This window comes from Azospirillum sp. INR13 (assembly GCF_015390205.1).
Classification (GTDB): domain Bacteria; phylum Pseudomonadota; class Alphaproteobacteria; order Azospirillales; family Azospirillaceae; genus Azospirillum.
Genome location: NZ_VUOI01000004.1, coordinates 130,314 through 150,980 on the forward strand (window position 1 = coordinate 130,314; position 20,667 = coordinate 150,980).

The 20,667-nt window shown below is 67.2% G+C and carries 11 protein-coding genes and 5 pseudogenes; 4 read left to right on the top strand and 12 right to left on the bottom strand.

Going from position 1 to position 20,667, the window contains the following annotated elements; all coding sequences use genetic code 11:
- Window positions 1-268 precede the first annotated feature (268 nt).
- Together F1643_RS05150 and F1643_RS05155 are read left to right on the top strand one after the other, a co-directional pair.
- Window positions 269-688: an HRDC domain-containing protein gene (locus F1643_RS05150; RefSeq protein ID WP_194911466.1), complete on the top strand. Its 420-nt coding sequence runs from the start codon at window positions 269-271 to the stop codon at window positions 686-688.
- A gap of 190 nt (window positions 689-878) precedes the next feature.
- The gene (locus F1643_RS05155) at window positions 879-1,094 is read left to right on the top strand and encodes a hypothetical protein (protein WP_194911469.1); all 216 of its coding nucleotides are present in this window, start codon (window positions 879-881) and stop codon (window positions 1,092-1,094) included.
- A 159-nt stretch (window positions 1,095-1,253) separates the two neighbouring features.
- Here the strand turns inward: F1643_RS05155 and frc are convergent.
- From frc to mdh, 8 genes and pseudogenes are all read right to left on the bottom strand, one after another.
- Window positions 1,254-2,505 (bottom strand): annotated as a pseudogene (frc, locus tag F1643_RS05160) (formyl-CoA transferase).
- A gap of 208 nt (window positions 2,506-2,713) precedes the next feature.
- On the bottom strand, window positions 2,714-3,175 hold the full coding sequence (locus F1643_RS05165; RefSeq protein ID WP_194911471.1) for a PAS domain S-box protein: 462 nt from the start codon (window positions 3,173-3,175) through the stop codon (window positions 2,714-2,716).
- A 483-nt stretch (window positions 3,176-3,658) separates the two neighbouring features.
- The gene (locus F1643_RS05170) at window positions 3,659-4,384 is read right to left on the bottom strand and encodes a hypothetical protein (protein WP_194911474.1); all 726 of its coding nucleotides are present in this window, start codon (window positions 4,382-4,384) and stop codon (window positions 3,659-3,661) included.
- Window positions 4,385-4,603: 219 nt separating this feature from the next.
- Window positions 4,604-5,865: pseudogene (odhB, locus tag F1643_RS05175) on the bottom strand (2-oxoglutarate dehydrogenase complex dihydrolipoyllysine-residue succinyltransferase).
- Window positions 5,866-5,905: 40 nt separating this feature from the next.
- Window positions 5,906-8,857 (bottom strand): 2-oxoglutarate dehydrogenase E1 component, encoded by a 2,952-nt coding sequence (locus F1643_RS05180; RefSeq protein ID WP_194911484.1) that lies wholly within the window; start codon window positions 8,855-8,857, stop codon window positions 5,906-5,908.
- Between the two features lie 291 nt (window positions 8,858-9,148).
- Window positions 9,149-10,023, bottom strand: a pseudogene (gene sucD / locus F1643_RS05185) (succinate--CoA ligase subunit alpha).
- Between the two features lies 1 nt (window position 10,024).
- Window positions 10,025-11,223: pseudogene (gene sucC, locus F1643_RS05190) on the bottom strand (ADP-forming succinate--CoA ligase subunit beta).
- Window positions 11,224-11,354: 131 nt separating this feature from the next.
- A pseudogene (mdh, locus tag F1643_RS05195) lies at window positions 11,355-12,324 on the bottom strand (malate dehydrogenase).
- A 270-nt stretch (window positions 12,325-12,594) separates the two neighbouring features.
- On the opposite strand from mdh, the gene F1643_RS05200 reads away from it, so the two are divergent.
- Window positions 12,595-13,089, top strand: a complete 495-nt coding sequence (locus tag F1643_RS05200; RefSeq protein ID WP_194911486.1) for a hypothetical protein — start codon at window positions 12,595-12,597, stop codon at window positions 13,087-13,089.
- Between the two features lie 241 nt (window positions 13,090-13,330).
- Here F1643_RS05200 and F1643_RS05205 read toward each other — a convergent pair whose 3' ends face one another.
- Entirely contained in the window at window positions 13,331-14,461 is a 1,131-nt protein-coding gene (locus tag F1643_RS05205) for a DUF2336 domain-containing protein (protein ID WP_206692346.1), read from the bottom strand.
- Window positions 14,462-15,046: 585 nt separating this feature from the next.
- Window positions 15,047-16,615, bottom strand: a complete 1,569-nt coding sequence (locus tag F1643_RS05210) for a lysine--tRNA ligase (protein WP_194911488.1) — start codon at window positions 16,613-16,615, stop codon at window positions 15,047-15,049.
- A gap of 182 nt (window positions 16,616-16,797) precedes the next feature.
- Here F1643_RS05210 and F1643_RS05215 point away from each other — a divergent pair, with 182 nt between their 5' ends.
- Window positions 16,798-17,121 (top strand): multidrug efflux SMR transporter, encoded by a 324-nt coding sequence (locus tag F1643_RS05215; RefSeq protein ID WP_194911491.1) that lies wholly within the window; start codon window positions 16,798-16,800, stop codon window positions 17,119-17,121.
- Here F1643_RS05215 and F1643_RS05220 read toward each other — a convergent pair.
- Together F1643_RS05220 and mscL are read right to left on the bottom strand one after the other, a co-directional pair.
- The gene (locus tag F1643_RS05220) at window positions 17,118-19,748 is read right to left on the bottom strand and encodes an EAL domain-containing protein (RefSeq protein WP_370540477.1); all 2,631 of its coding nucleotides are present in this window, start codon (window positions 19,746-19,748) and stop codon (window positions 17,118-17,120) included. The genes F1643_RS05215 and F1643_RS05220 overlap by 4 nt on opposite strands.
- Before the next feature lie 327 nt (window positions 19,749-20,075).
- The gene (gene mscL / locus F1643_RS05225) at window positions 20,076-20,531 is read right to left on the bottom strand and encodes a large conductance mechanosensitive channel protein MscL (RefSeq protein WP_194911661.1); all 456 of its coding nucleotides are present in this window, start codon (window positions 20,529-20,531) and stop codon (window positions 20,076-20,078) included.
- Window positions 20,532-20,667: the final 136 nt, after the last annotated feature.

The window sequence follows — 20,667 nt, forward strand, 5'->3', positions numbered from 1 at the left end:
CTCCACGGCGGTGATGACACGGGTGTTCGGGGCAGGGCGATCAGGCGGCGGGCGGTCGCATCGGGCGCTTGGCGCGCCGGGTGAGCGGCCGGCTTCTCCCACAACGCGCGGAGGAGGGAAATCGTCCTGCGGAAATTGGGGGTATCCCCAAGGGGCCGGAACACCCCTGCGGCAGGGTCGCCGTTTGCCGAATGCACCGATCCTGTGTAGGATTCCGGCCCGACAGGACGGCCTCACAGCAGGATTGGCCCTCACAGCAGGATTGGCGATGAGCACCGAAATCCGCACCTTCACCATTCCCGACGCCACCGCCGAGGAGGCGCAGACGCATCTCTCCTCCTTTCTGCGGACGGTGGAGGTCCAGCGCATCGACACCGCCTACGCCGATGGCGGGTGGCGCGTGCTGGTGCTGTTCACCGACCTCCGCCGCAAGGAGGAATCGCAGCAGATCGAAGCTGCCATCGCCGCTGCGCTGAACGGCTGGCGCGACAAGGCCGCGGCCCAGGCCGGGGTGACGCGCGACGCCGTGCTGTCGGACGATCTGGTGCAGGAGATCGCCCGCTTCGCCCCGACGACCGAGCATGAGCTGTCGATCATCATGAATGCCCGCGGCCTGGGCGCCGCGCCCCATGGCGGCGAGATCGTGCAGGTGGTGCGCTCCACGCTGGACCTGCTGATCGACGACTGATCGACGACTGATCGGCGGACCGGCGGCGTCCTATCCGCTTCGGTCGGACGGGCCACACCCAAAAGCTGTGCCTGCCCTGCCGTAAGCGTCAGTTGGAGCCTGCGCCCTCCCGTGCCAGGATCGCACCTTCGCGATGTAATCACCGGGTGAGGCGGTTGTGGCTTCGAAGGATACTCCGAAGGCTCGTGCCGTGGCAGGGGGTGGGATTTCGGACTACCGGAAGCCCGACTACCGCAAGATGGCGCATGAACTGGCGCAGCTGGGCGCGGAAGCGGCCAACCGTGCCCGTGCGACCGGCAACGGCCATTACGCCCGGCTGGCCCGTACCCTGACCAACCGCGCCGGCGAGATCCTGGATGATCTGGACCGCGCCGGGAAGGCGTGGCGTCAGGGGCAGGAGTTGTGAAAAAGAAAACGGCGCCCGGATGGGGCGCCGTTTTTATTTGTGGGGAGAGTGGTTGTCTCGCCCCCACCCCGACCCTCCCCCGCCCTCGGCCGGCCAAAGGCCGGTCCGATCGCGGGGGAGGGAGGAAGTGCCGTCATGGAAGAGCGGCGGCAGTCCGCCTCAGACCACCTTGGCCTGGTGCATGGCGGCGATCTGGTCCTTGCTGTAGCCGAGTTGGGCCAGCACCTCGTCGGTGTGCTCGCCGAGCAGCGGGGAGCCGGTGACCTCCACCGTCATGTCGGAGAACTTGATCGGGCTGCCGACCGTCAGGTACTTGCCGCGCTGCTTGTGGTCGACCTCCACCACCGTGCCGCTGGCGCGCAGCGACGGGTCGTTGGCGATCTCCTTCATCGACAGCACCGGCGCGCACGGGATGTCGTACTTGCGCAGGATGTCGACCGCCTCGAAACTTGGTCTTGTCCTTCAGCCAATCCTCGATGATCGCGAAGATGTCGAAGATCTTGTCCTGACGGGCCAGCGCCGTGTTGTAGGCCGGATCGTCGATCCACTCCTCGCGGCCCAGCGCCTTGCAGATCGGCGCCCAGGCATGGCCCTGGATGGTGAAGTAGATGTAGGCGTTGGGATCGGTCTCCCAGCCCTTGCACTTCAGCACCCAGCCCGGCTGGCCGCCGCCGCCGGCATTGCCGCCGCGCGGAACCACGTCGGAGAACTTGCCGTGCGGGTACTGCGGGTATTCCTCCAGATAGCCGACGCGGTCCAGGCGCTGCTGGTCGCGCAGCTTGACGCGGCAGAGGTTCAGCACGCTGTCCTGCATCGACACGGCGACCTTCTGGCCCTTGCCGGTCTTGGTGCGGGCCATCAGGGCGGTCAGGATGCCGATGGCGAGGTGCATGCCGGTGTTGCTGTCGCCGAGAGCGGCGGCGGACACGGTCGGCGGGCCGTCCCAGAAACCGGTGGTGGAGGCCGCACCGCCGGCGCACTGGGCGACGTTCTCATAGACCTTCAGGTCCTGGTAATGGTGGCCATCGCTGAAGCCCTTGACCGAGGCGACGATCATGCCGGGATTCAGTTCCTTGATGCGGTCCCAGCTGAAGCCCATGCGGTCGAGCGCGCCGGGGCCGAAATTCTCCACCAGGACGTCGGATTCCTTGATCAGACGCTCCAGGACTTCCTTGCCCTCGGCGGTCTTGGTGTCCAGGGTGAGGGAGCGCTTGTTGCTGTTCAGCATGGTGAAATAGAGCGCATCGGCATCGGGGATGTCGCGCAGCTGGCTGCGGGTGACGTCGCCGGCGCCCGGACGTTCGACCTTGATCACGTCCGCGCCGTACCAGGCCAGAAGCTGCGTGCAGGCGGGGCCGGCCTGCACATGGGTGAAGTCGATGATCTTGATGCCTTCGAGCGGCTTGGTCATGACTGCAACACTCCCTTTATTCGCGTTGTTTACGTTTGTCCCGTGGACGTGTTTCTGCTTGCTCTGCTGTCCGGCCGGCCGACGCCCGAAGAATTGGGGCGCCAAGGCCGGTGGCCGGCCGGTGTTCGATGTCCGCCGAAATCCAATGGCCGAAATCCAATGGCCGAATCCGGCGGGTCTGGTTGGGGGGCTGGATCGATGGACCGGATCAGCCGGCCGCGGTCGCGACCGCCTCGAGTTCGGCAAGGCGGCGGCGCAGCTTCCGCTCTTCGGTCCAGCGGTCGGTTTCGTCCCGCACCACGGCGACGATGCCGGTCACCGCACCGTCGGTCCCGCGCAACAGCGCGACGGTGAAGGCGATCGACAGGCTGTGCCCGTCCTTGTGGACCGCCGGGACCCGCAGAAGATCGTGCCCGTAACGGGTTTCGCCCGTGGCCATGGTCTTCCCGTAGCCGTCCCAGTGGCGCTGCCGCTGGCGTTCCGGAATGATGATGTCGAGCGACTTTCCCATCGCTTCGTCAGGCGTGAAGCCGAACATCCGCTCCGCCGCCGCATTCCACAGGGTGATGGCGCCGGCCGGATCGGACACGATGACCGCATCCCCGATCACCGACACCAGCTGCTCGCAATCAACAACCGCGGGAGAACCCGCTGCTGCCGTCTGTTCCATGTCGATCTCCTTGGCGCTCGCCCCCTCTTGGATTGGGCGCCGGGGGAGCCGGTGCGTCATGGCCGGAAAGCCGCGCCGCACTGACATTATCGATACGGTATACCAGATGCCACCGACCATGCAAGAGGATTTGAGTGCGGTGCGAACTGTCATTGTGACGAACAGATAGCCGTTCCGGGAGGGGAGCGTCGGGCCCGGAATCGACGGCGCATGGCCGCGACGCAGCCGCTCTTGCACACAGGGTCAAAGGCATGGAATCGCGGCGACGGCGCCTACCGGGTGGGCGCCGTTCCGCTGATGGAAATGGGATGGGAAAGGCCGGGCTGGCCGACCGGTGCCGCTAAACCGGAAAGCGGGAGGGGACGGCCATCGACCGGCGGGGCCGGGACTTCGTGGCGCAGAGCATCTCCCGTGCCCGACGGGGCCGGAATGCTCTGCGTGGAACCACGGTCACGGACGCGCAACCACAGGAGAGACGGCGGATCAGCCGACCAGATCGAAGAAGGGCATCGAGGCGTATTTGCTGGTCTTGATGTTGGCGACCACCTTGTCCTGCGAATGGCCGCCGCCGGCCAGAGTCGCCGGCAGCTTGATCACCTTGCCGACCGCCTTGGACGACTTGCTGATCGGATCCCATTGCAGGTTGAAGTTGACGATCTGCTTCTCGACGGCCGGCAGGTTTTCCTGATGCACGCGGACATAGGGGCCGTGGATGATGCCGCCGCGCACCATCTTCGACACGGTCGGCGCATTGAAGGCGCAGCAGGGCAACCCTTCCTCCACCGCGACGATGGTGGCGATGGCGCCGCCCAGCGAATGGCCGCAAAGGATGGGGTTCGCCTTCTTGATGAGGACCTTCGCCTGTTCCAGCAGAAGCTTGGCGGCGCGGATGCCGGCCGGCAGGCTTTCGATGGTGTAGAGGGCGATGTCGGTCTTCAGGTTCTTGCCGCCGGCCATCTGGCCGGAGGTGCTGCTGCCGACCGCCGTGCCGCGATAGGCGATGATGTACTGGTCGGAGTGCTTTTCCTGATAGACGGCGCCGAAGAATCCGACATCGGTGTCCTCATGGGTGAAGATCACCTGGAATCCGGGCGGGGAGCGCCGCGCCCCTTCCGCCTTGTTGAAGGCAGCCGCGTCGTTGCCCCGGCCCTTCTGGAAGTTATAGACCGTGTTCGAGGCAACGGCCAGATCGAGGATATTGACCGGCATGGCGGCGCTCTTAAGTGGTAATTGGGTTTTTGAGACAATACTGGCACGCAAGGACTGTCAACAGACCGGAACGATTGTTATCGGTGAAAGATCTTCCAATCCGGTTGTATCGCCCAAAAAGAAAAGGGCGCCTCGCGGCGCCCCTTCAGGGGTCCAAGGGCCGTCGCCCTTGGCGGGTGGGTCAAGGGAGGACCGAAGCCCTCCCTTGCCTCTTTCAGATCAGACGTCCAGCAGCAGGCGGCGCGGATCCTCGATCAGCTCCTTGATGCGGACGAGGAAGGTGACCGCTTCCTTGCCGTCGATGATGCGGTGGTCGTAGGACAGCGCCAGATACATCATCGGGCGGACCTCGATCTTGCCGCCGATGACGACCGCGCGGTCCATCGTCTTGTGCATGCCGAGGATGGCGGACTGCGGCGGTTGATGATCGGAGTCGACATCAGCGAGCCGTAGACGCCACCGTTGGAGATGGTGAAGGTGCCCCCGGTCAGTTCGTCCATCGACAGCTTGCCGTCGCGGCCCTTCTTGCCGAGAGCGGCGATGGTGCCCTCGACGCCGGCGAAGTCCAGCTTGTCGGCGTCGCGGACGACCGGAACCACCAGACCCTGCGGCGTGCCGACGGCGACGCCGATGTCATAGTAGTTCTTGTAGACGATGTCGGTGCCGTCGATCTCGGCATTGACGGCCGGGATCTCCTTCAGGGCCTGGACGGCGGCCTTGACGAAGAAGGACATGAAGCCGAGCCGCACCTTGTGGCGCTTCTCGAAATAATCCTTGTACTCGGCGCGCAGCGCGATCGCCGCCGACATGTCCACCTCGTTGAAGGTGGTCAGCATGGCGGCGGAGTTCTGGGCCTCCTTCAGACGCTCGGCGATGCGCTGGCGCAGGCGGGTCATGCGGACGCGCTCTTCCTGCGCGGCCCGCGGACGGTCGCCCTGGGTGCCGGCGGCCCACACCATCTTCGGCGCCGGGGCCGCGGCCGGAGCGGCCGGCTTGGCGGCCGGGGCGGGGGCGGCCAGCACGTCACCCTTGGTCACGCGGCCATCCTTGCCCGAACCGGCGATGGACGAGCCGTCGATGCCCTTCTCGTCCGCCAGCTTGCGGGCGGCCGGGCCGGAAGCGGCCAGGTTGCCCCCCGGAGCAGTGGCGGCGGCGGCGGCCGGGGCCGGGGTCGGGGCGGCGGCCGGAGCAGCGGCCGGGGCGGCGGCGGGAGCGGCAGCCGCCGGGGCGGCGCCGGCGCCGGCGCCCTCGTTGATGACGCCCAGCAGGGCGCCGACCTCGACGTTCGCACCTTCCGCGGCGACGATTTCCGCCAGCACGCCGGCGGCCGACGCGTTCACCTCAAGCGTGACCTTGTCGGTCTCCAGCTCGACCAGCGCCTCGTCCATGGCGACGGCCTCGCCGGCCTTCTTCAGCCAGCGGGCGACCGTCGCCTCGGAGACGGACTCACCCAGCGTGGGGACCTTGATGTCGGTAGCCATTTGTTTTCCTCGTTCGTCTTCTTGTTCGCTTGGGTGATGGTCAGCGGACCGTCAGGGCTTCGTCCAGGAGCTTGGCCTGCTCCTGGTTGTGGCGCTTCAGCAGGCCGGTCGCCGGCGAGGCGGTGGCCGGGCGGCCGACATAGGACGGTCGGGCGGCCTTGTGGCCGACGTCCTTCAGCACGGCTTCCAGGCGGCGGTCGGCGAAGAACCAGGCGCCCTGGTTCTCCGGCTCTTCCTGGCACCAGACCAGCTCGGCGTTCGGATACTTGGCGAACTCGGCCGCCAGCGCATCCTTCGGGAACGGGTAGAGCTGTTCCAGGCGGAGGATGACGACGTCCTTGATGCCGCGGCTCATGCGCTCCTGCAGCAGGTCGTAATAGACCTTGCCGGAGCAGACGACGATGCGGCGGATCTTGTCGTTGGCGGCCAGATCGTTCGCGGTCTCGCCCAGCACGCGGTGGAAGCTGCTGCCCGGACCCATCTCCGACAGGTCGGAGATGCACAGCTTGTGGCGCAGCAGCGACTTCGGCGTGAACAGAACCAGCGGCTTGCGGAAGCTGCGGCGGATCTGGCGGCGGAAGACGTGGAACAGGTTGGCCGGCGTCGTCACGTTGCAGATCTGCCAGTTGTCCTCGGCGCACATCTGCAGGAAGCGTTCCGGACGGGCCGACGAGTGCTCCGGACCCTGGCCCTCGTAGCCGTGCGGCAGCAGCATCACCAGGCCGGACATGCGCAGCCACTTGGACTCGCCCGACGAGATGAACTGGTCGATGATGGTCTGCGCGGTGTTGGCGAAGTCGCCGAACTGCGCTTCCCACAGGACCAGATTGTGCGGCTCGGCCAGCGAATAGCCGTACTCGTAGCCGACGACGGCGGCTTCCGACAGCGGGCTGTCATGGACCTCGAAGGTCGCCTGATCCGGGCTGACGTGGCAGAGCGGGATGTACTTCTCTTCGGTGTTCTGGTCGTACATCACCGCATGGCGGTGCGAGAAGGTGCCGCGGCCGGAATCCTGGCCCGACAGGCGCACGCCGGTGCCTTCGGCCACCAGCGTGGCGTAGGCCAGCGCCTCGGCGGTTGCCCAGTCGATGCCTTCGCCCGATTCGAGCGTCTTCTTCTTGGCTTCCAGCTGGCGCGCGATCTTGGAGTTGATCGCGAAGTCCTTCGGATACTCGCAGAGCTTGAAGCCGATCTGCTTCAGCCTGTCGATGTCCACGCCGGTCTCGCCGCGGTGGGCGGTGTCGGCGCCCTGCGCCTGCAGGCCGGCCCACTTGCCTTCCAGCCAGTCGGCCTTGTTCGGCTTGTAGGTGCTGGACGCCTCGAACTCACCCTCCAGCTTCTTCATGAAGTCCTGGGTGATCTGGTCGCCCTCGGCCTGGGTGATGACGTTCTCGCTCACCAGCTGCCTGGCATACAGCTCGCGCGTGGTCGCGTGGGCGCGGATGTTCTTGTACATGATGGGCTGGGTGAAGCCCGGCTCGTCGCCCTCGTTGTGGCCGTGGCGGCGGTAGCAGACCATGTCGATCACGACGTCCCGCTTGAACTTCTGGCGGAACTCGATGGCGATGCGGCTGACATGGACGACGGCTTCGGGATCGTCGCCGTTCACGTGGAAGATCGGCGCCTGCACCATCTTGGCCATGTCGGAGCAGTACACGCCCGACCGCGAATAGGTCGGGTTGGTGGTGAAGCCGATCTGGTTGTTGATGATGAAGTGCATGGTGCCGCCGGTGCGGTAGCCGCGCAGCTCCGACAGGCCCAGCGTCTCGGCCACGATGCCCTGGCCGGCGAAGGCGGCGTCGCCGTGGATCAGCACGCCCATCACCTGCTCGCGCTCCAGGTCGCGGCGCTGCTGCTGCTTGGCGCGCACCTTGCCCAGCACGACCGGGTTGACCCATTCCAGGTGGGACGGGTTGGCGGTCAGCGACAGGTGGACGATGTTGCCGTTGAAGTCGCGGTCCGACGAGGTGCCGAGATGGTACTTCACGTCGCCCGAACCCTGCACGTCCTGCGGGCTCGACGGGTTGCCCTGGAACTCCGAGAAGACGGCGGAGAAGGGCTTGCCCATGAAGTTGGTCAGCACGTTCAGACGGCCGCGGTGGGCCATGCCGACGACAACCTCCTTCAGGCCGAGCTGGCCGCCGCGCTTCAGGATCTGCTCCAGCGCGGGGATCATCGACTCGCCGCCCTCAAGGCCGAAGCGCTTGGTGCCGGTGTATTTCAGCTGCAGGAACTTCTCGAAGCCCTCGGCCGCGGTCAGCCGCTCCAGGATGGCGCGCTTGCCGTTCACCGTGAAGTCGGTGTGGTTGCGGCCGCCCTCGATGCGCTCCTGGATCCAGGCCTTCTCTTCCGGGTCCTGGATGTGCATGAACTCGACGCCGATCGTCCCGCAATAGGTCTTGTGCAGGATTTCGAGGATCTGGCGCAGGGTCGCCGTTTCCAGGCCGAGCGAGTAGTTCAGGAAGATCGGACGGTCGAGGTCGCCCGGGCCGAAGCCGTAGGTCGCCGGATCCAGTTCCGGGTGCGGCTCGCGCTTTTCCAGGCCCAGCGGGTCGAAATGCGCGTTCATGTGGCCGCGGACGCGGAAGACGCGGATCAGCATCAGGGCGCGGATGCTGTCCAGCGTGGCGGCACGCAGCTGCTGCGGGCTGATGCCGCCATAGACCTGCTGGGCGTGGGCCAGCATGGCGCCGTTGGCCGGGCCGTTCATCGCGGCGGCGGCACCGTTGGCCGCGCCGTTGGGGGCGCCGACGATGAAGCTCTCGGCGACCGGATCGCGCTTGGCCTTGGGGTCTTCCAGATCGGACACGGTCCAGGACGCGCCGCGCAGCTCGTCCAGGACGGCGCGCGAATCCTCGTCCAGATCCTGGAAGAAGCTGTTCCAGCTGGGATCGACGGCGGCCGGGTTGGACAGATAGCTGGCATAGAGTTCGGCGACGTAACCGGCGTTCGAGCCGAAGAGGAACGAGGTCTGTTCCAGATTTGCCGACATGGTTTCACCTCGGGCGTGGACCCGGGTCCCTGTGGGAGAATTTCGTAGGATGAAGGGGACGGGGTTGGATCCCCATGTGCAAACGCCGACGGGTGAGCGCCGACGACGAAGGCCGGCGGCGCGAAAGACGCTCCGTCGACGCTTGCATATGGGTCCCCAGGACCGTCCGTCCAAGAGGGCCGCCCGGAGGGGTGAGGGGCGGCGGGCGGGACACCGCGGCGTCCCACCCGTCTTCCTCTCCTCAAAGGCGCGAGGCCGCGGACGTCTCCGTGAGGGGACGCCCGCAGACCATCAGCCCTTGAACACCTTCAGCATGGTGGAGCCCAGGCTGGCGGGGCTGTCGGCGACGGCGATGCCGACCGACTTCATGAAGTCGATCTTGAAGTCGGCGGTGTCGTTGCCGCCGGAGATCACCGCGCCGGCATGGCCCATGCGGCGGCCCGGAGGAGCCGTGCGGCCGGCGATGAAGCCGACGACCGGCTTCTTGGTGCCCGAGGCCTTGATGAACTCGGCGCCGCGGACTTCGGCGTCGCCGCCGATCTCGCCGATCATGATGATGCCCTCGGTCTCCGGGTCCTTCACGAACAGCTCCAGGCTGTCGACGAAGTTGGTGCCGTTGACCGGGTCGCCGCCGATGCCGATGCAGGTGGTCTGCCCCAGGCCCGCCGCCGTGGTCTGCGCGACGGCCTCATAAGTCAGCGTGCCGGAGCGGGACACGATGCCGATCTTGCCGCGCTTGTGGATGTGGCCCGGCATGATGCCGATCTTGCACTCGTCCGGCGTGATGATGCCGGGGCAGTTCGGCCGATCAGGCGGGTCTTGGAGCCGTCGAGCGCGCGCTTGACGCGGACCATGTCCAGCACCGGGATGCCTTCGGTGATGCAGACCACCAGCGGGATCTCGGCGTCGATCGCTTCCAGGATCGCGTCGGCCGCAAACGGCGGCGGCACGTAGATCACGCTGGCGTTGGCACCGGTCTTCTCCACCGCTTCCGACACGGTGTCGAAGATCGGCAGGTCGAGGTGCTTGGCGCCGCCCTTACCGGGCGTGACGCCGCCGACCATCTTGGTGCCGTAGGCGATGGCCTGCTCGGAGTGGAAGGTGCCCTGGGCTCCGGTGAAGCCCTGGCAGATCACCTTCGTGTTCTTATCGACGAGAACAGCCATGTTACGCGGCCTCCTTCACGGCCTTGACCACCTTTTCGGCGGCATCGGCGAGGTTGTCGGCCGAGAGGATCGGCAGGCCGGATTCGGCCAGGATCTTCTTGCCCAGATCGACGTTGGTGCCTTCCAGGCGCACCACCAGCGGAACGTGCAGGTGCACTTCGCGCGCCGCGGCGACCACGCCCTCGGCGATCACGTCGCAGCGCATGATGCCGCCGAAGATGTTGACCAGGATGCCTTCGACGTTGCTGTCGGACAGGATCAGCTTGAAGGCCGCGGTGACGCGCTCCTTCGTGGCGCCGCCGCCGACGTCGAGGAAGTTGGCCGGCTCGCCGCCATACAGCTTGATGATGTCCATGGTGGCCATCGCCAGGCCGGCGCCGTTCACCATGCAGCCGATGTTGCCGTCGAGCTTGACGTAGTTGAGGCTGTGCTTGGCCGCCTCGATCTCCGCCGGGTCTTCCTCGGCCTCGTCGCGCAGCTCTTCCACGTCCTTGTGACGGAACAGCGCGTTGTCGTCGAAGTTCATCTTGGCGTCGAGCGCCAGGATGTCGCCCGAGCCCGGTGACGATCAGCGGGTTGATCTCGACGATGGCGCAATCCAGGTCCACGAAGGCCTGATAGGCGGCCTGGATGAACTTGGCGGCGGCGCCGAACCTGCTTGCCTTCCAGGCCCAGCGCGAAGGCGACCTTGCGGGTGTGGTAGCCCTGGATGCCGGTGGCCGGGTCGACGGCGACCTTGACGATCTTCTCCGGCGTGTTGTGGGCGACCTCCTCGATCTCCATGCCGCCTTCGGTCGAGGCCATGATCGTCACGCGGCCGGTGGCGCGGTCGATCAGCATGCCGAGATACAGCTCGCGCTTGATGTCGGCGCCTTCCTCGATGTAGAGGCGCTTGACCTCGCGGCCTTCCGCGCCGGTCTGCTTCGTCACGAGGACGTGGTTCAGCATCTCGGCGGCGTTCTTGCCGACTTCCTCGATCGACTTGACGACGCGGACGCCGCCCTTGCCCTCGGGGTTGTCCTTGAAGCGCCCGGCGCCGCGGCCACCGGCGTGGATCTGGGACTTCACGACCCAGACCGGACCGCCGAGTTCACGGGCGACCGTCTCGGCCTCCTGCGGGGTGTAGGCAACGCCGCCGCGGGGAACCGCGACGCCGTACTTCTTCAGCAGGCTTTTCGCCTGGTACTCATGGATGTTCATCGGGCGTCCATCTGTTTTTTGGTTCGGCTGACGAGAACGGGTCGACTGAAGGACAAGACGGGGCGCACCACCGGCGGCCACCCGGCCCGGATATGGGCCGGGCGGACGCCGGAGACCGCGCGATCCGTTCCTTAGGAAGCGGCCTTTTCGGCGTCCAGCTTCTTGACGACGTCGACCAGCGTCTTCACCGCGTCGACGGAGTTCTGGAACATCGCCTTCTCTTCGTCGTTCAGCTCGATCTCGATGATCTTCTCGACGCCGCCGGCGCCGATGATCGTCGGGACGCCGACGTAGAGGTCGTCCTGGCCGTACTGGCCGCTCAGGTGGGCGGCGACCGGGAGAACGCGCTTCTGGTCCTTGAGGTAGGACTCGGCCATCTGGATGGCGGACGCGGCCGGGGCGTAGAAGGCCGAACCGGTCTTCAGCAGCTTGACGATCTCGGCGCCGCCGTCACGGGTGCGCTGAACGATGGCGTCCAGCTTCTCCTGCGTGGTCCAGCCCATCTTGACCAGATCGGGCAGCGGGATGCCGGCGACGGTGGAGTAGCGCACCAGCGGGACCATGGTGTCGCCGTGGCCGCCCAGCACGAAGGCGGTGACGTCCTCGACCGACACGTTGAACTCTTCGGCCAGGAAGTAGCGGAAGCGGGCCGAGTCGAGCACGCCGGCCATGCCGACCACGCGCTCCGGCGGCAGGCCGGACGCCTGCTGCAGCACCCACCACCATCACGTCGAGCGGGTTGGTGATGACGATGACGAAGGCGTTCGGGGCGTACTTGCCGATGGCCTCGCCGACGGTCTTGCAGACGCCGCTGTTGATGCCGATCAGGTCGTCGCGGCTCATGCCCGGCTTGCGCGGGATGCCGGCGGTGACGATCACGACGTCGGCACCCTCGATGACCGAGTAGTCGTTGCCGCCGGTCAGGCTGGCATTGAAGCCCTCGACCGGGGAGGTTTCGGCGAGATCCAGCGCCTTGCCGGCCGGCATGCCTTCGGCGATGTCGAACAGGACGACGTCGCCCAGTTCCTTCTGAGCAGCGAGCAGAGCCAGCGTGCCGCCAATCTGGCCGGCACCGACGAGCGCAATCTTCTTGCGAGCCATGGAGCGTTCCCTAAAACGTTTGAGCGTCCCCCATTCAGCGGGAGACTAGAACCGTTGGTCATTCTAACGTCTTAGGGATCCAGCGCCCCGAGATTTCGGAAGCGTAGGTAGCGCGTTTTGTCGCGGAGGGCAAGCATCACCGCAAGCGGGGCATTGCAGCTTTGCGTCGCACCCCCGATGATCCTTTCCAACGGCCGGAGCGTTCGGCTTTATACGTATGGTTCGCGTCCGGTCCTTACCTTGTTCGAATATGGTCGAAGGAGAGCGCAGATGGCCAAGCTCGTGGCCCGTTTCATTCCCGGTCTGACCATGTCGCTGGCGCTCGGCGCCGGCATCGCCGGTGCCCTGGTTGCCGGCGGCGCCCAGGCGCAGACGGTGGGCGATTATGGTGCCGCCATCGCCGCCGCACCGATCACCGACGCGGCGGCGGAAACCAGCGTCGCCTATTGCCAGCCGCTGACCAACTACGTCTACACCTCGATCCCCGCCGACCAGCGGTCCAACTGGGTGCTGCCGCTGGTGGCGCTCGACGGGTCGCAGTCGGCCGAGATGGCGGCCAAGCGCGAGGCCTGCCTGAAAGTCCGCCAGCAGGCGCTGATCGCCTTCGACGCCGGCACCGGCGAGCAGATCGTCACCCCGGCCGAGGCGATGGAAGGACCGACCGACCGCGGCCCCTATTACAAGGAGGTCTCGCCCGACACCCCGGTGCCGCAGACCGGCCGCGCCACGCCGCGCCAGCCGATGCCGCGCGGGGGCGTGCAGTAAGGGTTTGGGGTGTAGGGGGCTTGATACACTTGCCCCCACCCTGACCCTCCCCCGCTGGGCGCTACGGGATGCACACATCTCGCATCTGCGAAAGAGCAGCAGCCTTTGGTGGCGAATAGCCCCTCTCCCCTTGCGGGGCTTTCCTCAACGCTAAGCTGCACGCCTTCCCGCAAGCGCGAGATGTGTGCTTCCCGTAGCGCTGGGCGGGGGAGGGAATCAACGCTCGCCGGCACGATCAAGCTTACGGCCCGATGCCGTAGCGTTCCAAATGGCGGGCCATCTCGGCGGGGGACAGCGGGAAGCCGCTGCCCTGCCGGGCGTTCAGCATGGCGCGCGGGTGGATGCCGGCGGCGCGGGCCTGGATCTGCATGGCGCAGCGCATCGACAGGCCGGCACGCCAGACCAGCGCGGTGACCGCCTGCGGATCGTGGGAGTCCAGGATCAGCTCCACGACCTCCGGCGCCACGCGGGCGCGGAGCGTCAGCGCCGCCCGAACGAATCCGGCCTCGTTCCACGACATCGCGTCGCCCAGCGCGGTTTCGTCCAGCTTGCCCAGCCGGTGCAGGCGGACGGCGCGGCGTTCCGGCGCTTCGGCCGATTCGGGCGCTTCGGCCCAGTCGATGCGGCGGCGGGTGGCGGCGGCGATCTCCGCCACCGTGGCGTCGTCGAAATCGGGACGGCGGCGCAGTTGCTCCACCACCGCCAGATCGACGAAATCCGCCAGCCGCAACGCCAGCCGGCGGGGCAGGGCGGGGCGGCGGGCCAGCATTTCCCGCCAGTCGGGGTGGTGGGCGGACTGCTCCACCAGCGTTTCCAGCGTCGGTTCTGCGATCACCGCCCCGCTGTTGTCCAGCAGGATGCCGGTCGCCTCGGCATGGCCGCTGCCGGCGATGGCGTCGGAGAGGGCGGCACCGATGCTGTGGCGCCGGGCGATGGCCGACAATGCCCAACCGGCTGGGGCGGCGGCGACGATGTCCAGCAGATCCTCGTCGCTGAGCGCGGCGCAGCAGCGCAGCACCGGCTCGGCCACCGATTGTTCGACGTCGCGTGCCAGCGTCGCCACCACCGATGGGGGCGCGCAGGCGATGTCCTTGATCGCGGTCGCCAGCGCCTCGCGCACCCGGACGATGTGGTCGCGGGCCAGCTGTTCCAGTGCACGCACGGCGACGGTGCTGACGGTGTCGGCCCCGCCCGGCGGCAGGTCGGGCAACAGGCGGCAGAGCTTGCGGGCCAGCGTGGAGCGAACATCGGCATCGCCCATGCCCGCCAGCCGCGACTCGACCAGCACGTCGCCGACCTGACGGGCGATGCTGCGGCCGGGCTGTGCGGGCGGCGGTGTGGTGTCCGGCGAATCGGCGAACAGGTAGTCCATCAACTCGGGCGCGACTCCGCCGTCCGTCTCCGGCGGGAGATCGGGGGAGGATCGGGATAGGGAACGCCGGGCTGTCACCGGACCGGGGACCTTCGGTTTGCGCCGCCGCTCAGGGGAGGCGAGGGCGGCGGTGGGAGCATCCACACCATCGAAGCGCCGCCCTGGTTAACGGGTCCCTAATACGGCTACGGTCGAGCCCGTGACATCCTGCGCATTGGTGGGGACATACCTTCCCGGCGCAGCCAAAAAAAGGGCCGCAGCCCATGCGGGCGCGGCCTTTAGTCTAGGGAGGAAACGCACTGCAAAATGCAGTAACGAGGCGGAGTGTACGGCCACAGCCGTGTTAGCGGTACCACGGTTTTCGAATTGGTGCGGTGCGACATCCGCATAGCGCGGTATGGAATAAGGCTTGGTTCGCCTGACGGATGGGCGGAAATGCAGTATTCCGCCCATTTCATGAGCAGAACGGGAGTCGAACGTCAGACGAACGATCAATTTGGAAAATGATAACGTTCGCAGTGGTTCGTAAACGAAAAAGGGAGCGCCTTTCGACGCCCCCTTTTCATCCGAATGGAAAGGACGGGATCAGGCCGCCAGCTTCTCGCGGATCAGCGCCTTGGTCTCGTCGATGCCGTAGAGCTGGATGAAGGAGCCCATGCGCGGACCGGTGGTCTGCCCGAGCAGCACCTCGTACAGCGCCTGGAACCACGCCCGCAGTTCGGTGAAGCCGTGCTCCTTGCCAACGGCGAACACCTCGTTCTGGATGGTGTCGGCGCGGGCGTCGGCCGGCAGGCTGTCCAGCTTGGCCAGCAGGTCCTGCAGGGCGGCGCGCTCGGCGTCGGTGGGCGCGCGGAACCGCTTGGTCGGCTTCACCTGATCCTGGTAGTAGCGCACGGCATAGCCGACCATGCTGTCCAGGAAGGGGCTGTTCTCCGGCGTGGCGTCCGGCGCGTAGCGGCGGATGAAGCCCCACATGGTATCCTTGGTCTCGGCATTCGCCGCGCCCGCCAGATTGAGCAGCAGGTTGAACGACACGTCGGAACGCACGGCCGGCGGCTTGCCGTTGTGGATGTGCCAGGCCGGGTTCTCCAGCTTCTTCGCCGGCTCCTCGCCATGGACCTTGTCGACGAAGGTCAGATACTCGTCGACGGCGCGCGGGATGACGTCGAAGTAGAGGCGCTTGGCCGACTTCGGCTTCTGGAACATGTAGAGGGCGAGGCTTTCCGGCGGCGCGTAGGCCAGCCATTCCTCCATCGTCAGGCCGTTGCCCTTCGACTTGGAGATCTTCTGGCCCTTGTCGTCGAGGAACAGCTCGTAATTGAATCCCTCCGGCGGGGTGCCGCCGAGGATCTTGCAGATCTTGCCGGCGAGATCGGCCGATGGGATCAGGTCCTTGCCGTACATCTCGTAGTCGACGCCCAGGCCGAACCAGCGCATGCCCCAGTCGGGTTTCCACTGCAGCTTCACATGGCCGCCGGTGACCGGCAGCTCCACCGTCTTGCCGTCCTCGTCCTGGAAGACGATGGTGCCGGCATCGACGTTGCGCTCCAGCATCGGCACCTGCAGCACCCGCCCGGTGGAGGGGGAGACCGGCAGGAAGGGGCTGTAGGTCGCCTGACGCTCGGCGCCGAGGGTGGGCAGCATCACCGCCATCACCTCGTCGTAATGGCGCAGGATGCCGAGCAGCGCCTCGTCGAAGCGGCCGGACTTGTACCAGTCGGTGGAGGACTGGAACTCGTACTCGAAGCCGAAGCTGTCGAGGAAGGCGCGCAGCCGGGCGTTGTTGTGGGCGCCGAAGCTGTCATGGGTGCCGAAGGGGTCCGGCACCTGGGTCAGCGGCTTGCCCAGGTTGGCCGCCACCATCTCCTTGTTGGGGATGTTGTCGGGGACCTTGCGCAGCCCGTCCATGTCGTCCGAGAAGCAGAACAGCCTGGTCGGAATGTCGCTCATGGTCTGGAAGGCGTGGCGCACCATGCTGGTGCGCGCCACCTCGCCGAAGGTGCCGAGATGCGGCAGGCCCGAGGGACCATAGCCGGTCTCGAACAGGACATAGCCTTTGGCGGGCGGCGCTTTCGCGAAGCGCGCGACCAGTTTGCGCGCCTCCTCGAACGGCCATGCCTTCGCCTGCAACGCCAGATCCCGTTCGCCGGTCATCGTCGGACCCTTTCGAAACCAGATAGATAAAGTCAAGGAATGAGGGCAAAGACCCTAGGGCTCGGCGGGCGTGGCGTCAACCGTGGGTGTCTGGCGTGGGGCTCTTGCAGCGTGCCTGCGCGCGGTCCATCCTGCGCCGCCTGCGGGATCGGCTTTGCGGGTATGGGCGGGGTGTCGAGGCGATGAGCTGGCTGTACCTGGGGGTGGCGATCCTGTTCGAGATCGTCGGCACCTCCGCGATGAAGATGTCTGACGGCATGACGCGGCTCGGCCCCGCAGCGGTGGTGGTGCTGTGCTATGGCGTCGCCTTCGTGCTGCTGGCCAAGGCGTTGCGCAGCATCGAGGTCGGCATCGCCTACGCCATCTGGTCGGCGGCGGGAACGGCGGCCATCGCCGCCATCGGCGTGTTCGTGTTCGGGGAATCGCTGACGGTGATGAAGGTGGTGGGCATCGCCCTGATCGTCGCCGGGGTGATCAGCCTGCATGTGGCGAACGGGACGGCCTAAACGCCGACCTTGAACGGGTTCACCTGCCGGGCGGCGCGTTCCACCGCGTCGGCCGGACCGGGGCGGCCGAGGAAATAGCCCTGGGCGACGTCGCAGTTCAGCTGGCGCAGGGCCTCCAGCGTTTCGGCATCCTCCACGCCCTCCGCCACGGCGGTCAGGTTCAGGCCGTGGGCCATCTGGATGACGGCGGCGGTGATCTTGGCGCTGTCGTGATTGCTGGTGAGGTCGGCGACGAAGCTGCGGTCGATCTTCAGCTTGTCCACCGCCAGGCGGCCGATATAGGACAGGTTGGAATAGCCGGTGCCGAAATCGTCGATCGACACCTGCACGCCCATCGCCTTGATCCGGCGCAGATTGTCCATCACCAGGTCGGTGTTCCGGATCAGCATCGATTCGGTCAGTTCCAGTTCCAGCAGCAGCGGGTCCAGCCCGCTGTCGGCCAGTGCCCGGGTGACGGTGCGGACGAGATCGCTGCGCTGGAGCTGCAGGGCCGACAGGTTGACCGCGACCGACAGCGACAGGCCGCGGGCGTGCCATGCCGCCGCCTGCCGGCAGGCCTCCGCCAGGACCCAGGCGCCGATGGGAACGATCAGGCCGCTGTCCTCGGCGATGGGGATGAAGGCGCCGGGCGGGATCATGCCCTTGTCGGGATGGTTCCAGCGCAGGAGGGCTTCCGCTCCGATCACGACGCCGGTCTCCAGGCTGACCTGCGGCTGGTAGTGGACCAGGAACTCCCCCCGTTCCAGCGCGCGGCGCAGGCCGCTGCGGGTGGAGAGATGGGCCACCGCTTCGGCGTTCATCGCCTCGGCATAGAAGCGGTGGGTGTCGCGGCCGGCGGCCTTGGCGTGGTGCAGGGCGGTGTCGGCATTCTTCAGCAGGGTGGCGAAGTCCTTGCCGTCGGCCGGGGCCAGCGCGACGCCGGAGGACAGGGTGACGGTCAGCTCGTGCCCGTCGATCTGGAAGGGGGCCGCCATCGCCTCGTGCAGGGAGGCGACCGTTTCCACCACGGCGTCGCCGTCGGGCAGGCCGGATAGCAGCAGGATGAACTCGTCGCCGCCGCTGCGGCTGACCGTGTCGGTGTCGCGCACCGCGGCCTTCAGCCGCTCCGCCGTGGCGCGCAGCAGGGCGTCGCCCACGGCGTGGCCCAGGCTGTCGTTCACCGTCTTGAAGCGGTCGAGCCCGCAGGCGACCAACGCCACCAGCCGCCCGTTGCGCTCCGCCCGCGCCAGCGCCTGTTCGGTGCGGTCCTGCAGCAGCAGCCGGTTGGGCAGCAGGGTCAGCACGTCGTGGCGCGCCAGATACTCCACCCGTTCCTGTGCCGCCTTGCGCTCGGTGATGTCGCGCACGACGACCAGCAGGCGGCGGTCGTTGCCGTCCACGGTGGCGCGCCGCATGCTGACCTCCACCCAGAACAGGGTGCCGTCCAGCCGGCGGGCATGCCATTCGAACAGCTGCGGTTCGCCGCCGGACGTCTTGCGGATCCAGGCCGCCGCCTCGTCCCGCGTGTAGGGCGGCAGGCCGGAGCTGAGCATCCCGACATGGATGTCCGACAGCGGCGTGTCGCCGATGCGGTACATCTCCGCCATCCGGCGGTTGACCTCCAGGATGGCGCCGCTGTCGAGGTCGTGGATGAAGATGGCGTCGGTGACGCTGTCGAAGATGGTGCGGACGCGCTCCTCGCTGGAGGTCAGGGCGGCGACCGCGGTGCGCAGGCTCTCCGTCTTGCTTTCCACCTGCCGGCGCAGCAGCAGCACCCAGACCAGCGCACCGATGCCCAGCACCGCGAGCCCCGCCAGCAGCTTGAGCAGCAGGTCGATCAGTCCGGGGCTGACTCCGCCCAGGCTGCGGCCGACCCAGCGCTGCTCGATCGCCTTGCGCTCCTCCGGGGCGATGCGGGCGAAGCCGTCGGAGATCAGGCGGTGAAGCGCCGCCTCGCCCTTGCGGACCGCCCAGCGCAGTTCGCCGGTGTAGAGCGGGTCGGTGTAGCGGAAGCGCCCCTGCACCCCGCGCTTGGTCATGTAGTAGTTGGCCGACGGGTCGTCCATGCAGAAGACCCGCGTCTCCTGCCGGGCGGCGGCGTCAACCATCACCTCGAAGCCGGGGTAGCGCTGGAAGGCGGTGATGCCCTGGTCGGTCAGCCATTCGGCGCAGAAATCGCCGTCCTTGACCCCGACGGTGAAGGCGCGCAGCGACTCCACCCCGATGATCCCGCTGAGGTCGCTGCTGAACCAGATCGGCACGTCGACGCGGGCGTAGGGGGTGGAGAAGTCGTAGAGCACATCGCGCGCGCCGTTGCGGAAGATGGTCTCGATCACGTCGGCGGCGCCGGTGTCGATCGCGTGGCGCGCCAGTATCCAGTCGCTCGGCATCATCCGCACCGGAATGCCTGTCTTCTGCGACCACAGCGCCCACAGGTCCTTCACGATTCCGACATGGGTGCCGTCGGCGTTGCGGAAGCTGTAGGGCGGGTAATTGTCGTCCAGCGCCACCCGGATCTCGGCCGGGCGCGGTCCCGCATCGGGTGCCGGCGCGGTGGTGGGGGCAGCGAGGTGATCGCCGCCGCCGGGCCGCCGGCCATCAGCAGGACGGCGAGCAGGCGCAAGGCGGCGCGGCCACCGGCAAGACACCGGCCTCCGAAGGGCCGGCCCGCAGATCGTCCATGACGGGCGGTCCGCGGAGCGAGGCTCATCCTCGGGTACCGGCGCGGAGGACGGGCGGGAAGCGGTGGACGGGCATTGGCATCGCTCTGGCCGGGACATCGTGGCGATGGAGGAACCGGCGCCGTCATCCGGCAGCCACCGTCCCGCTTCCGCCACTTCGCCGGAGAGGGTAGCCCGTTCACCCCGCATCGGCAACGGGGGGTTCCGATCATGCCGTGACAAACACCCCGTTCCGGGGAGGGCACCCCTTTGGAGTCACGGCGGCGCCGGCGGAGGGGCCGCCAGGGGGCGCCGTCAGGACGGGCGGCCGGGGGACGGATCCCGGCCGTCTGCGGCGTCCTTCGACCGGGCGCGCAGGGCGTCGCGGATTTCCTCCAGCAGCTGTTCCTGCCGCGGTGGCGTCTTCGGCACTTCCCTGTGCAGGATGTGCAGCCGGTTGACCTGCCGGACGATCAGGAACAGGGCGCCGGAGACGATCAGGAAATTGATGCAGGCGTTGATGAAGCGGCCGTAATTGACGGTGGCCGCGCCAGCCGCCTCGGCCGCCTGCAGGGAGTCGTAATGGCCGCCCGACAGGCTGAAGAAATAGTTGGAGAAGTCGATGCCGCCCATGACCCAGCCGATCGGCGGCATCAGGATGTCCTTCACCAGGGAATTGACGATTCCCGTAAAGGCCGCACCGATGATGATGCCGACGGCCAGCTCCACGACATTGCCGCGGCTGATGAATTTCTTGAACTCTTCCAACATGGCGTCCCATTTCTCCGTGGTCACGCAGAGGAAACGGGGTGGGGAGGGGTTGGTTTCAATGGGGGAGTGCATGCTGGAATTGCCCCCACCCTAACCCTCCCCCGCTGGGCGGGGGAGGGGATAACTCCCTCCCTTG

Excerpts from the sequence above, each read along its gene's own strand:
- F1643_RS05150 (WP_194911466.1), top strand. The coding sequence starts at position 269 with ATGAGCACCGAAATCCGCACCTTCACCATTCCCGACGCCACCGCCGAG.
- F1643_RS05170 (WP_194911474.1), bottom strand. The coding sequence starts at position 4,384 with ATGCCGGTCAATATCCTCGATCTGGCCGTTGCCTCGAACACGGTCTAT.
- mscL (WP_194911661.1), bottom strand. The coding sequence starts at position 20,531 with ATGTTGGAAGAGTTCAAGAAATTCATCAGCCGCGGCAATGTCGTGGAG.
- F1643_RS05210 (WP_194911488.1), bottom strand. The coding sequence starts at position 16,615 with ATGACCGGCGAACGGGATCTGGCGTTGCAGGCGAAGGCATGGCCGTTC.
- F1643_RS05180 (WP_194911484.1), bottom strand. The coding sequence starts at position 8,857 with ATGTCGGCAAATCTGGAACAGACCTCGTTCCTCTTCGGCTCGAACGCC.
- F1643_RS05215 (WP_194911491.1), top strand. The coding sequence starts at position 16,798 with ATGAGCTGGCTGTACCTGGGGGTGGCGATCCTGTTCGAGATCGTCGGC.
- F1643_RS05200 (WP_194911486.1), top strand. The coding sequence starts at position 12,595 with ATGGCCAAGCTCGTGGCCCGTTTCATTCCCGGTCTGACCATGTCGCTG.
- F1643_RS05165 (WP_194911471.1), bottom strand. The coding sequence starts at position 3,175 with ATGGAACAGACGGCAGCAGCGGGTTCTCCCGCGGTTGTTGATTGCGAG.
- F1643_RS05205 (WP_206692346.1), bottom strand. The coding sequence starts at position 14,461 with ATGGACTACCTGTTCGCCGATTCGCCGGACACCACACCGCCGCCCGCA.